This is a genomic window from Rhizobium sp. Root274 (assembly GCF_001429245.1).
Classification (GTDB): domain Bacteria; phylum Pseudomonadota; class Alphaproteobacteria; order Rhizobiales; family Rhizobiaceae; genus Allorhizobium.
Genome location: NZ_LMJE01000007.1, coordinates 1017294 through 1030620, shown reverse-complemented (window position 1 = coordinate 1030620; position 13327 = coordinate 1017294). Strand labels below are relative to the sequence as shown.

11 protein-coding genes are annotated in these 13327 nt (G+C 63.2%); 7 read left to right on the top strand and 4 right to left on the bottom strand.

What is annotated here, in order from left to right:
- Position 1: 1 nt before the first annotated feature.
- Positions 2-1102, bottom strand: coding sequence for an ABC transporter ATP-binding protein (locus ASE36_RS13880; RefSeq protein ID WP_062280430.1), 1101 nt, complete (start codon positions 1100-1102; stop codon positions 2-4).
- 447 nt (positions 1103-1549) lie between these two features.
- Here ASE36_RS13880 and ASE36_RS13875 point away from each other — a divergent pair, with 447 nt between their 5' ends.
- From ASE36_RS13875 to ASE36_RS13845, 7 genes are all read left to right on the top strand, one after another.
- Positions 1550-2989 carry an amidase gene (locus ASE36_RS13875; RefSeq protein WP_082511071.1) on the top strand — a complete coding sequence of 480 codons (1440 nt, stop codon included), beginning with the start codon at positions 1550-1552 and terminating at the stop codon, positions 2987-2989.
- Between the two features lie 141 nt (positions 2990-3130).
- Positions 3131-4183, top strand: a complete 1053-nt coding sequence (locus tag ASE36_RS13870; RefSeq protein WP_062280425.1) for a dipeptidase — start codon at positions 3131-3133, stop codon at positions 4181-4183.
- 45 nt (positions 4184-4228) lie between these two features.
- The gene (locus ASE36_RS13865) at positions 4229-5866 is read left to right on the top strand and encodes an ABC transporter substrate-binding protein (protein WP_062280421.1); all 1638 of its coding nucleotides are present in this window, start codon (positions 4229-4231) and stop codon (positions 5864-5866) included.
- 6 nt (positions 5867-5872) lie between these two features.
- Entirely contained in the window at positions 5873-6940 is a 1068-nt protein-coding gene (locus ASE36_RS13860) for an ABC transporter permease (RefSeq protein WP_062280418.1), read from the top strand.
- Entirely contained in the window at positions 6937-7869 is a 933-nt protein-coding gene (locus ASE36_RS13855) for an ABC transporter permease (RefSeq protein WP_062280415.1), read from the top strand. The genes ASE36_RS13860 and ASE36_RS13855 overlap by 4 nt, the downstream gene beginning before the upstream one ends.
- Positions 7866-8699, top strand: coding sequence for an ABC transporter ATP-binding protein (locus ASE36_RS13850; RefSeq protein WP_062280414.1), 834 nt, complete (start codon positions 7866-7868; stop codon positions 8697-8699). The genes ASE36_RS13855 and ASE36_RS13850 overlap by 4 nt, the downstream gene beginning before the upstream one ends.
- The gene (locus ASE36_RS13845; RefSeq protein ID WP_062280411.1) at positions 8696-9445 is read left to right on the top strand and encodes an ABC transporter ATP-binding protein; all 750 of its coding nucleotides are present in this window, start codon (positions 8696-8698) and stop codon (positions 9443-9445) included. The genes ASE36_RS13850 and ASE36_RS13845 overlap by 4 nt, the downstream gene beginning before the upstream one ends.
- 6 nt (positions 9446-9451) lie before the next feature.
- Here ASE36_RS13845 and ASE36_RS13840 read toward each other — a convergent pair whose 3' ends face one another.
- The 3 genes from ASE36_RS13840 to ASE36_RS13830 form a co-directional block, all read right to left on the bottom strand.
- Positions 9452-10645 carry an alpha-D-ribose 1-methylphosphonate 5-triphosphate diphosphatase gene (locus ASE36_RS13840; protein ID WP_062280408.1) on the bottom strand — a complete coding sequence of 398 codons (1194 nt, stop codon included), beginning with the start codon at positions 10643-10645 and terminating at the stop codon, positions 9452-9454.
- Positions 10646-10724: 79 nt separating this feature from the next.
- The gene (locus ASE36_RS13835; RefSeq protein WP_062280405.1) at positions 10725-11900 is read right to left on the bottom strand and encodes an acetate/propionate family kinase; all 1176 of its coding nucleotides are present in this window, start codon (positions 11898-11900) and stop codon (positions 10725-10727) included.
- Positions 11897-13261 carry a bifunctional enoyl-CoA hydratase/phosphate acetyltransferase gene (locus tag ASE36_RS13830; RefSeq protein ID WP_062281404.1) on the bottom strand — a complete coding sequence of 455 codons (1365 nt, stop codon included), beginning with the start codon at positions 13259-13261 and terminating at the stop codon, positions 11897-11899. Before ASE36_RS13830 ends, ASE36_RS13835 begins: the two co-directional genes overlap by 4 nt.
- Between the last annotated feature and the right edge of the window lie 66 nt (positions 13262-13327).

Below are 13327 nucleotides of genomic sequence, written 5' to 3'. Positions count from 1 at the left end.
GTCAATCCTTCAGGATCTGCGCGACGTCGTCGCTGACGAGAATGCCGACCGTCTGGCCCTCCGCATAGGACAAGGCGCCGCTGCGGCTGTTCTGCTGGCGGACGGTGAAGAGAGAGCCCCCCTCCAGGCGCACGTTGATGTTCGTATCCGTGCCGAGATAGACCACGCTCTCGATGGCTCCGGTGAGTGTCGCCTCCGGTGACGGCGCGACGATCTCGGCATGTTCCGGGCGGATCACGATGGTGACCTTGCCGGACGGCGTGGTCTTATCCGGGAAGGTGGCAGGGATTTCCCGGCCGGAGCGCAGGCGCACGCTCGCCCGGTCGCCGGTGACCGAGGCTACTTCCACCTCCAAGAAGTTCGTTTCACCGATAAAGTCGGCGACGAAGCGCTCAGCCGGACGGTCGTAGATATCCCAGGGGGAGCCGACCTGGCGCAGGCTCCCCGTCGACATGACCGCGATGCGGTCCGACATGGTGAGCGCTTCTTCCTGGTCGTGGGTGACGAAGATGAAGGTGATGCCGGTTTCGGCCTGAACCCGCTTCAGCTCGATCTGCATTTCCTTGCGCAGCTTATAGTCGAGGGCCGACAAGGGCTCGTCGAGCAAGAGCACCTTCGGCTTTGGTGCGAGCGCGCGGGCGAGCGCCACGCGCTGCTGCTGGCCGCCGGAAATCTGGCTGACCTGCCGGTCGCGCATCTTGGTCATGTGGACCAGTTCCAGCATCTCGTCGACACGCGCCTTGATCTCCGCCGCCGGCTTGCCGAGCATCTTCAGGCCGAAGCCGATGTTTTCGGCGACCGTCATGTGCGGGAAGAGCGCGTAGGACTGGAAGACCGTATTGACCGGCCGCTTGAAGGGCGGAAGGGGCGCGATATCCTCGCCGTAGAGCAGGATCTCGCCCGTCGTCGGGAAATCGAAGCCGGCGATCAACCGCAGCAGTGTGGTCTTGCCGCAGCCGGAGGGCCCGAGCAGCGTGAAGAACTCATTTTCCTTGATGGTGAGGAAGATCCCGTCGAGCGCGGTGACCTTGTCGTGTCCGGATCCGTAAATGCGGCTGACGCCGCGGATCTCGATGGCTGCCTTATCAGATGCGGAACTCAAGCGGTGCCCCCTGGCGTTCGGGTTATGCGCGATATGCTTCGGCTTGACCCGATGGCGGAAAGTCTCCCGGCCGATCGGACGGCGTCATCTCCGTCACGCAAGTCGTGTGCCAGCTCAATTGCATGTGAGACCTCCCCCTGTGGATCCCCGCAAAGCCGCCGGAAAATCCGGATTTCTCTGCCTGGGCTCGTCATTTCGACCGGTGTTCCCTTGTCTCAGGCGTCGCGCTCCGGTCGGTCCCGCGCACCTGATTTTGCGGCATGTTGCCTCTAAATTGGTCGGTTGACCATTTTTATTTTGCCCTCATCGCGAATTTCTTTTTTGCTGCATGGCAGGGCTGCGGCAGGCGCTTGGCCGCGCGCTTGACAGGCCTTGGGGCCGCGTCCCATCGTCGGTGGATGAGGTCGTGCACCTGTGCCGTCTCACCTGTTGCTCCGGAGTATTGCCGTGACCGATCCCACCCGCCTCGGCGCTGCCGCGCTGTCCGTCGCCCTTCGATCCGGCTCGCTTTCGGCAGAGGCGGTGATGGCGGCTTATCTCGCGCGCATCGCGCGCCTCAACCCCCAGGTCAATGCGCTCGTCAGTCTGCGCGCCGACGACGATCTGCTTGCCGAAGCGCGAATGCTGGACCGCGAGCGGGCGGAGGGGACGTTACGCGGCCCGCTGCATGGCGTGCCAATCGCAATCAAGGATCTGAGCGAGGCCAAGGGCCTTCGCTGCACCTATGGCTCGCCGCTCTACCGCGATTTCGTGCCGGACTTTGACGACATCCAGGTAGAGCGCATCCGGGCGGCAGGCGCGATCATCATCGGCAAGAGCAATACGCCGGAATGGGGTTTTGGCTCGCACAGCTACAATCCCGTCTTCGGCGTCACTCGCAATCCCTACGATCTCACGCGCTCGGCCGGCGGATCGAGCGGCGGGGCAGGGGCGGCCCTCGCGGCCCGACTGGTCCCGGTCGCCGATGGCAGCGACATGATGGGTTCGTTGCGCAATCCGGCCGCTTTCAACAATGTCGTCGGCTTTCGGCCGAGCTTCGGGCGCATTCCGGCACTCCCCGGACGCGATGCCTATCTCAACCAACTCGCGACACTTGGCCCAATGGGCCGCAGCGTTGAGGATGTGGTGCTGCTTCTCAACATCCAGTCGGGCTTCGATGCGCGGGATCCGACCTCGTTCGAAAGTGCACCCGTCGCCATCGACCGTGACCTCGCCGCCCGGGGCGGCCGGATTGGCTGGCTCGGCGACTTCTCCGGTCATTTGCCCTTTGAGCCGGGTGTTTTGGCGGTCACGGAAAAGGCGCTGGGCGTCTTCGAGCGCATGGGTTTTGTGGTCGAGCCGGTAGTGCCGGACTTCGACATGGAGCGGCTCTGGTGGGCGTGGACCACGCTGCGCAGTGTCTTCACCGCCGGCAGCATGCGTGACAGCTACGAGGATCCAGCCCGGCGCGGGTCGCTGAAGCCTGAGATCCTCTACGAGGTCCGCTCGGGCCTGCGCGTCACCTCGGCCGACGTCTATGAGGCATCGGCGGTGCGCACGGCCTGGTACCAGGAGATGCTGAAACTCTTCGAGCGCTTTGACTATCTGATCGCGCCGGCTGCCCAGGTTTTCCCCTTCGATGCCGATATCCCCTGGCCGCGCGAAATTGCCGGGCAGCACATGGTTACCTATCATCGCTGGATGGAGGTGGTGATCGGGCCGAGCATGGCGGGGCTTCCTGTCGCAGCCTTGCCGGCGGGCTTTTCAGACGGTGGCCTACCGAACGGATTTCAGCTGATCGGGCCGCCGCGCACGGATGCGCAGGTGCTCTCTGTGGCTGCCGCCTATGAGGCTGCGACCGATTGGCTTGGGCAGATGCCAGCCAGCGTGAAGGATGGCTTGGAGTAAATTTTTTTCACCCTTGAATGCAGGGGGGATTTGGTCCTACGATTTGAATGATTGGCCAAGCCACTGTTTATGCGATCCTGTCCCCGGTCACGGGGGTAGGGTGACCCTCCCTGACGAAACCGACTTACGGAATTCATTTTCATGGACCTGATCTTCGACGGCCACAACGACGTTCTCCTCCGCCTCTGGCGCGGGCGAAAGGACGGCACGGATCCGGTCCGCGAATTCATCAACGGCACCAGCAGTGGCCACATCGACGGCCCACGCGCACGGCGGGGCGGATTGGCGGGTGGTCTCTGCGCCGTCTACATCCCGTCGCCGCATGATTTCGTGCTGAAGGAGCCGGACGCGAACGGTCATTATCTGACGCCGCTCGATCCGCCGCTGGAGCGGCCGTTCTCGCTCGACATTGCCCTTGAGATGATCGCAATCGCACATCAGCTGGATCAGGCGCGCGCCTGGACACTTTGCCAGAGCACGGCGCAGATCCGTGAGGTCATGGCCGATGGCGGTTTTGCTGCCGTTCTGCATATGGAAGGCTGCGAGGCCATCGACGGCAATCTCGATGCGCTTGAGGTCTTTTACGCAGCGGGCCTGCGCTCGCTCGGCCCCGTGTGGAGCCGCCACAATATCTTCGGCCACGGCGTGCCCTTTGCCTTTCCCAGTTCCCCCGATACCGGGCCGGGTCTGACCGATCTCGGCCGCGAGCTCGTGCGCCGCTGCAACAAGCTCGGCATCCTGATCGATCTCGCTCATATCACCGAACAGGGCTTCTGGGACGTGGCAAAGCTGAGCGATCAGCCGCTGATCGCCAGCCATTCCAACGTGCATGCGCTGACACCCGTTGCGCGCAATCTGACCGACAAGCAGCTGGATGCGATCCGCGAGAGCCGGGGTCTCGTTGGGTTGAACTATGCCGTCACCATGTTGCGACCCGACGGGCGCGACAATGCGGATACGCCGATCTCTGCCATGGTCCAGCACATCGATTATCTGGTGGAGCGCATGGGCATCGATTGCGTAGCGCTCGGCTCCGACTTCGACGGCGCGACGATACCGGCTGCAATCTCCGATGCGAGCGGCAACCAGCGCCTTGTGGAAGGGCTGCGGGCCGCGGGCTACGGTGCAGACGACCTGCGCAAGATTTGCCGCGACAACTGGTTGCGGGTGCTGGCTTCCGCCTGGCACGAATAAGTCCATAATAGACTTCTCATAAAAACAAAGAAGGGAACCTTAGCGATGACAATCTTCGACAAACGCCTGAAACTTCTGACGACCAGCGCCATGCTGGTGCTCATGGCCGCGGCCGCGCCGCAGGCCTATGCCGCGACGCCGGCCGATACGCTCGTCCAGGCCTGGGCGATCGACGACATCATCTCGCTTGATCCGGGCGAAGCCTTCGAAATCTCCACGGCTGAAGTGACCGCCAACACCTATAGCAAGCTCGTGGCGCTCGATCCGGCCGATACCTCGAAGATCGTCAGCGACCTCGCTGAAAGCTGGGATGTGTCCGAGGACGGCCTCACCTATACCTTCAAGCTGAAGCCGAACCTCACTTTCGCATCTGGCAATCCGATCACCGCGGAAGACGTTGCCTTCTCGTTCGAACGCGTCATCAAGCTCGACAAGTCGCCGGCCTTTCTGCTGACCCAGTTCGGCCTGACCGGCGACAATGTCACGGAGAAGGCAAAGGCCGCCGATGAATCCACCTTCGTCCTGACCGTCGACAAGCCCTATGCGCCGAGCTTCGTGCTCAACGTGTTGACCGCAACCGTCGCCTCGGTCGTCGACAAGAAGGTCGTGATGGAGAATGCCAAGCCGGTCACGCCGAGCGAGGAATACAAATACGACACGGACTTCGGCAACGAGTTCCTGAAGACCGGTTATGCCGGCTCCGGCCCGTTCAAGATCCGCGAGTGGCGCGCCAATGAAGTCGTGGTTCTCGAGCGCAACGACAACTACTACGGCGAAAAGGCCAAGCTCGCCCGCGTCATCTACCGTTACATGAAGGAAAGCTCCGGCCAGCGCCTAGCGCTTGAGAATGGAGACATCGACGTCGCCCGTAACCTTGATCCGGGCGATTTCGACGCCGTTGCCAAGAAGGACGGCATCGCCACCACTTCGGCTCCGAAGGGCACCCTCTACTATTTCAGCCTGAACCAGAAGAACCCGAACCTCGCCAAGCCCGAAGTCATCGAGGCCTTCAAGTACCTCGTCGACTATGACGCGCTGGGTGAAACCCTGATCAAGGGCATCGGCTCGATCCACCAGACCTTCCTGCCGTCCGGCCAGCTCGGCGCGCTCGAAGACAACCCGTACAAGCTCGACGTCGCCAAGGCGAAGGAACTGCTGGCCAAGGCCGGTCTGCCCGACGGCTTCACCGTGACCATGGATGTGCGCAATACGCAGCCCGTCACCGGCATTGCCGAAAACGTGCAGCAGACGCTCGCCCAGGCCGGGATTAAGCTGGAAATCATCCCCGGCGACGGCAAGCAGACGCTGACCAAGTTCCGTGCCCGCCAGCACGACATCTATATCGGCCAGTGGGGTTCGGACTATTTCGACCCGAATTCGAATGCCGAGACCTTCACCTTCAACCCTGACAATTCCGACGAAGGCACGAACAAGACGCTCGCATGGCGCAATGCCTGGGACCCGAAGGAACTGTCGGCCAAGACGGCGGCTGCCCTTCTCGAAAAGGACACGGCCAAGCGCGCTGCGATCTATGAAGACCTGCAGAAGCAGGTGCTCGCGACCGGCCCGTTCGTCGTGATCTTCCAGCAGACGGAAATCGCCGGCTATTCGAGCAAGGTGCAGAACTACAAGCTCGGCCCGAGCTTCGACACCAACTATGTCAACACGGTCTCCAAGGAATAGTCGTCCTTGACCTCCGTTGATAATCAGGTCGACCGGAGGCGCGCTTCGCAGCGCGCCTCCGCGATCGCCATTGCCGTCGGCAAATTCCTGCTGACGGTGGTGACCACCTATCTCGGCCTTTTGGCCGTCACCTTCTTCATCGGCCGCGTCGTGCCGATCGATCCGGCGCTCGCGATCGTCGGCGACCGGGCGCCAGCGCATGTCGTTGAACGTGTGCGCGAACAGCTCGGGCTCAATCTGCCGCTTTGGGAGCAGTTCATCATCTATGTCCGGCAGGCCCTCTCCGGTGATTTCGGCGTATCGGTGCTGACCACCAATCCCGTCATGACGGATATCGCGCGCGTTTTCCCCGCGACCATCGAATTGGCCACTGTCGGCACGATCATCGGCGCCGTGCTGGGCGTGCCGCTCGGTGTGCTCGCTGCCGTCAAGCGCGGCTCGATTGCCGACCAGCTGGTGCGCGTTGTCGGCCTCATCGGCTATTCCGTTCCGATCTTCTGGCTCGGGCTTCTGGCGCTGCTGCTCTTCTATGCCAAGCTCAACTGGGTCGCCTATCCCGGCCGCGTCGACATCGTCTACGAATACAGCTTCACCCCCGTCACCGGCTTCTTCCTGCTGGACGCCGCCATGCAACGGCAATGGGATGTGTTGTGGGATCTCTTCCGCCACATCATCCTGCCAGGCGGTCTGCTCGGCTATTTCTCGATGGCCTATATCAGCCGCATGACGCGCTCCTTCATGCTCAATGAGCTGGCGCAGGAATACATCGTCGCTGCCCGTGCCAAGGGCTTGAGCGAGGCCCGGATCATCTGGTTCCATGCGCTGCGGAATGCAGCCGTCCCCTTGGTGACCGTCATCGCGCTCTCCTATGCCGGCCTGCTCGAAGGCTCGGTGCTCACCGAGACGATCTTCTCCTGGCCGGGGCTTGGCCTCTACATCACCAATTCGCTGCAAAATGCCGATTTGAACGCCGTGCTCGGCGGGACGATCGTGATCGGGTCCGTCTTTATCGGCATCAATCTTCTGTCGGATATTCTTTATCGTACGCTGGATCCGAGGACGCGCAGCCGATGACCACACCCGTCTCCGCTTCCGAACAATCGTGGAAAGGCTGGCTCACCTCTGACCGGCCGCAATCCCGCCTGCAGGCCCGCTGTGGGCGCGCCTATATCATCTGGCAGCGCTTTGCCGAAAACCGGCTGGCGCTCGCCGGGCTCGCCATCCTGCTTGCGCTGCTCTTCGTTGCTGCCTTCGCCGATGTGCTGGCGCCGCATTCGCCTGTTCAGGGTGACCTGCGCAATGCCCGCCTTCTGCCCCCCGGCAGTGCCGGATATCTGCTCGGCACCGACGATCAGGGGCGGGACATCCTCTCGCGCCTGATCCACGGCTCTCGGCTGACCCTGTTCGTCGTGGCGCTGGTCGCGATCATCGCAGCCCCTGTCGGCCTGATCGTCGGCACGATCGCCGGTTATGCCGGCGGCTGGGTCGATGGCGTCTTGATGCGCATCACCGACATTTTCCTCGCCTTTCCGAAGCTCGTCCTGGCGCTGGCCCTCGTTGCAGCCCTTGGCCCCGGCATCGAGAATGCGGTCCTTGCCATCGCGATTACCTCCTGGCCGCCATATGCCCGTATCGCACGGGCCGAGACGTTGACCTTCCGAAATTCGGATTTCATCGCCGCCGTGCAGCTGATGGGTGCCTCGCCGCTTCGGATCGTGCTGTCGCATATCGTGCCGCTTTGCCTGTCCTCGGTCATCGTACGCGTAACACTCGACATGGCCGGCATTATCCTGACGGCCGCCGGCCTCGGCTTCCTCGGTCTCGGCGCACAGCCGCCGCTGCCGGAATGGGGTGCAATGATCGCGTCGGGCCGTCGCTTCATACTCGACCAGTGGTGGGTCGCGGCCATGCCGGGTTTTGCCATCCTCGTTGTCTCGCTCGGCTTTAATTTGTTGGGTGACGGGTTGCGCGATGCGCTCGATCCGAAGGAGGCTGGTCAATGAGCGCGCTTCTGACCGTTGACAATCTCCGCGTCAGCTTCCCCACCCGTACCGGCCTTGTCGAGGCGGTGCGCGGCGTGTCGTTCACGCTCGGGCGCGAGCGGCTCGGCATTGTCGGCGAATCCGGTTCGGGCAAATCGCAGACCGGCCGGGCGATCATGGGGCTGACTTCGCCGCAGGCGAGGATCACGGCCGATCGGCTGCAGTTTGGCGACACGGATCTGCTCACCGCCAGCCCTGCGCGTCGTCGTTCCTTGCGCGGCAAGCAGCTGGCCATGATCCTGCAGGATCCGAAATATTCGCTGAACCCGGTCATGACCGTCGGGCGGCAGATCATGGAGACGCTTCGGACCCATGAGAAGGTATCCTCCGGCGAGGCGCGCAAACGGGCGATTGCCATGCTCGAAGGCGTGCAGATCCGTAATCCGGAACGCGTTTTCGATCTCTATCCGCACGAAGTTTCCGGCGGCATGGGGCAGCGCGTGATGATCGCGATGATGCTGATCTGCGGGCCTGAACTGCTGATTGCCGACGAGCCGACCTCGGCGCTCGACGTGACGGTGCAGCTCGAAGTGCTCGCAATCCTCGATGCGCTGGTGCGCGATCGCGGCATGGGCCTGATCTTCATCAGCCACGACCTCAGGCTCGTCTCCTCCTTCTGCGACCGGGTGCTCGTCATGTATGCGGGCCGGGTGGTCGAGGAAATCGAGGCGACCCGCCTTCGCGAGGCGCAACATCCCTATACCCGAGGACTGCTCGAATGCCTGCCGCAGATCGCCGCCGACCGGCATCCCTTGCCGGTGCTCTCGCGTCAGGCGGAGTGGAAGCTATGAGGCCGGTTCTTGCCATCAGAGACATGGTCGTCAGCTTCGACGGCTACCGGGCGCTCGACAGCGTCAGCCTGGATGTCGAAGACGGCGCCTCCTTCGGCATCGTTGGCGAATCCGGGTCCGGCAAATCGACGCTGCTCAGGGCTGTCGCTGGGTTGAACGCCTTCAGCAGTGGCATTCTTTCGGTCAATGGCCAGCTCTATGAAGGCCGCAAGCGCAACAAGGACTTCTATCGCCAGGTCCAGATGGTCTTCCAGGATCCCTATGGTTCGCTGCATCCGCGCCAGACGGTCGACCGGCTGCTGCGCGAGCCGCTGACGATCCACGGCTTTGCCGACGCGGAAACACGCATCGCTCGCGCCTTGGACGAGGTGGGCCTGGGCGCCGGCTTCCGCTTCCGTTTCTCGCACCAGCTGTCGGGCGGGCAGCGCCAGCGCATCGCGATTGCCCGTGCGTTGATCCTGGAGCCCAAGGTGCTGCTGCTCGACGAGCCGACCTCGGCGCTCGATGCCTCGATCCAGGCGGAAATCCTTAATCTGCTCGAACAGGTGCGCCGAGATCGCGGCCTGACTTTCGTCATGGTCAGCCACGACCTCGCGGTGATCAGCCACATGTGTGATGATCTTGCAGTGATGAAATCCGGCAAGGTCGTCGAGACGCTGAGTGTCGAGCAATTGCGCGGCGGGGAATTCTCGACCGATTACACCCGCCAGCTGATGACCGCGAGTGAAGGTTTCCGGCGCGTCTGACAGTGATCAGGCGACGCGGTGGCCAGAGCGCCAGGCGGATTTCACGAACGGGTGTCCATCCTGAAGGTCCACCCGGATGAGATCGGCTTTCAGCCCCGTCTGGATGGCGCCGCGATCCGGGAGATTACCGGCGAGCGCGGGGCTGCGGGTGACGAGGGTAACCGCGCTTGGCAGATCGTAGTCGAGACCGGGGTCGGCTGAAATCATGAAGGCGGCATCGAGCATCGATCGCGGCACGTAATCCGAAGCGAGAATGTCGACGAGCCTTGCCGCCAGCAGGTCGCGCACGGCGATGTTGCCGGACTGGGAGCCACCCCGCACGAGGTTCGGGGCGCCGGCGACGATCTTCATGCCGGCGTGGCGTGCGGCCTCTGCAGCCTCGATCGAACAGGGAAACTCGGAGATCGAAACGCCTTCCGCCAGTCCTTGCTCGATATGGTCGAGATCGGTGTCGTCATGGCTCATCAGGGGCATGGAACGGGCGTGGGCAAGCGCCACGATATCCGGCCGGGTCGTCGCGGCGATATGGCTCTTCTCGGCCACGAGTACCTTGATCTTCTCGCGCACCCGTTCCGGGCTTTCGCCTGTCGATTTGCAGGCTCTTACGACATAGGCCTCGATATCGCGGCTCTGGCGGATGCCGGGCAGATGCTCCATCACCGAGAGGACGCGGACGATGTCGCGATCGATATGTTCCGCGGTGAGTTGCGGCGTGACTGGATCGGTCAGTTCACAGCGCAGGTGTACGAGGTGTTCGGCCCTGAACATGCCAGCACCTTGCGCCTGTTCCAGTGCCTCGATCATCGGTTTCAGGATTTCGGCGCGTTCCGGATTATCAGTGGTGGCGCCGACGCAGAGGCTGTCGAACACGGTCGTTACCCCGCCGCCGATGATCTGGGCGTCGTGGGAAAGGGCGGCGCGCATGAAATCCCAGCGCACATGGGCGCGGGGATAGAGGTGTTTTTCGAAATGGTCGGTGTGGATGTCGACGAGGCCAGGCAGGAGGTAATCGCCCCGAAAATCCACTGCTTCCCGATGTCTTGAAGGTCCTTCGTGGATTTCAGCGATGCGGCCATCCTCGATCACGACCGAGCCATGCAGCACATGGTGCGGCGTGACGACACGGGCGTCGGAGAGGATGAGCCGGTTGCCGCCTGCCGCATCCTGGGCTTCTCCCGTCGCATCCGTCTGTCTCAGCATGGTCACGCCTCCATCCGCTTCGTCGAGGCGTCTCTAAGCCTGTTTCATGACGCTTTGGTGTCAGCGCTCGGGAATGGTGTCAGCCGACGAGCCTTACGCAGTCGTCTGCGATCACCTGCTCCTCGTCTGTGGCGATGACGCGGACCTTCACCCGGCTCTCCTCGGGCGAAATGACGGCGTCGTTCCGGTCGTTTTTATCGCCGTCCAGCAGCATCCCGAGGAAACGCAGGCGCTCGACCACCGAGCGGCGGATGGCTGGCTGGTTCTCGCCAATCCCGGCGGTGAAGACGAGGGTGTCGAGGCCACCGAGGGTGGCTGCGAGCCGCGCCACTTCGCCGGCGATCCTGAGTGTGAGGACATCCAGCGCTTCGCAGGCCTCTTTCACCGGCGTCTCCAGCAACACGCGGCTGTCGGCGCTGATGCCGGACAAGCCCAGCAGGCCGGACTGCTTGTAGATCATCTCCTCCACCGCTTTCACGCTCAGGCCATGCGCCTGGACGAGATGGAAGAGCACGCCGGGATCGATGGCACCGGAGCGGGTCGCCATCGGTACGCCGTCGATGGTGGAAAAGCCCATGGAGGTGTCGCGGCTCACGCCATGGTCGAGCGCGCAAAGGCTGGCGCCGGAACCAAGATGGGCAACGACCGCGCGGCCTCCAGCGGTTTCCGGTTCCAATGTTTGCAGGGCGCAGGCGATGTAAGTATAGGACAGTCCGTGAAAGCCGTAGCGCTTCACGCCCTTGTCGAACCAGTCGCGCGGGATGGCGAAGCGTCTGACGACATCGGACTGGGTGCGGTGAAAGGCGGTGTCGAAAGAGGCGGTCTGCGGCAGGCCCTGCTTTAGCTCCGCAATCGCCCTGATCAGGCGCAGGTTCTGCGGCTGGTGCAGCGGTGCCAGCGTCACGAGGCTTTTGATGCCTGAGAGGTTCGCGTCGTTGATGGGAACGGCATCGCCGAAGAGATCGCCGCCATGCACCACCCGATGGCCGACTGCCGAGACGGCGTCCAGGTCATAGTGTTCCCCGAGCCAGTCGAAGACCTCTTCCAGCACGTCGTGCAGCAGATCGTCGGTCTTTGCCACCAGCGGCACGTCGAAGATGGCGGGGCCTTCGACCAGGTGAAAGGTCAACGGCTCGGCCCGGAAGTCGATGACGCCCTTGCCGATGCGCCTGGCGCCTCCTTGCTCGCGGGCGAAGATGCCGATCTTCACGGTCGAAGAGCCGGCATTGAAGGTGAGCAGCAATTTCTGGCTCATGCCAGAGCTCCCAGGGATACCGCCTTCTTGGCTGCAACGAGTTTGGCAAGCGCTGCGGAGGCGATGCGCACGCGCAGGCTGTCCGAACGGCTGGTGAGGATGACAGGCACACGGGCGCCGAGAACCAGGCCTGCGGCATCGGCATTGGCAAAATAGAGGAGCTGCTTGGCGAGCATGTTGCCGGCCTCAAGATCCGGCACCAGCAGGATGTCGGCATCTCCTGCGACCGGCGAGATGATGCCCTTGGTGCGGGCGGCCTCCATGCTGATCGCGTTGTCGAAGGCAAGCGGGCCGTCGACCCTGGCACCCCGGATCTGGCCGCGGGCCGCCATGACGGTGAGTGCTGCAGCTTCCAGCGTTGCCGGCATTTTGTCATTGACCGTCTCGACGGCGGCAAGCACTGCGACCTTGGGCTCGGGTACGCCGAGCATGTGCATGAGATCGATGGCGTTCTGGCAAATGTCGCGTTTGTGTTCGAGCGTCGGCGCAATGTTGATTGCCGCATCCGTGACGATCAGGAGTTTGGAATAGGCCGGCACGTCCATGACATAGACATGGCTGACCCGGCGTTCGGTGCGCAGCCCTGAGCCGCTGCCGACGACGGCACCCAGCAGCTCGTCCGAATGCAGGCTGCCCTTCATCACCGAGCCGACCTTGCCGGCGACGGCGAGTTCGACGGCAAGGGCTGCTGCTGCATGGCTGTGTTCGGTGTGGAGGATTTCGAGGCCCGCGATGGAGATGCCGGCCAGATCGGCGGCCGCGCGGATCTTTGCCTCCGGGCCGATCAGGATCGGCTCCAGCAAACCTTCGTCGCGGATTTCGACAGCGGCTTCGATCGCTTCCGGCGAGCAGGGGTGGACAAGGGCGGTCTTCACGATCGGCAGGCTACGGGCCTCGGCGACGATGGCATCGAAGCGGTCGTGGCGCTGCAGGGAGACATCGGGGGGCAGGTTTTCCGACCAGCTGATGCGGGTCTCGGGTGCCCGCACGCGGGCCTTGCCCACGAGTACGGGCTCGCCGTGCTGGTTCACGCAGCGCGTGTCGAAGACCAGCGTGCGGCCGTCGCTTTCCTTCTTCATCAGCGTCACCGTCGCGGTGATCCGGTCGCCGGTCGCGATCTCCTTCCAGAATTCCAGATCCTGGCCGAGATAAACCGTGCCGGGGCCGGGCAGGCGGGTGTCGAGCACGGCCGAGATCATGCCGGCGGGGATCAGCGACTGGCCGAGCGGCACCGGATTGTTGTCGCCGGAAAGGGCGGCGAAGAGTTCGATATCATCGGGACCGATCACGCGGCTGAGGCTTGCCGCATCGCCGAGCTTCAGCTCGTCAAAGGTACGGTTGGTGAGAACGGGTCTTTCCATGTCGCTTTCGTCTTCCATTGTCGAACCGTCCTCCCCCGATCCGTATCATATTGCGGCGGGCCTCAA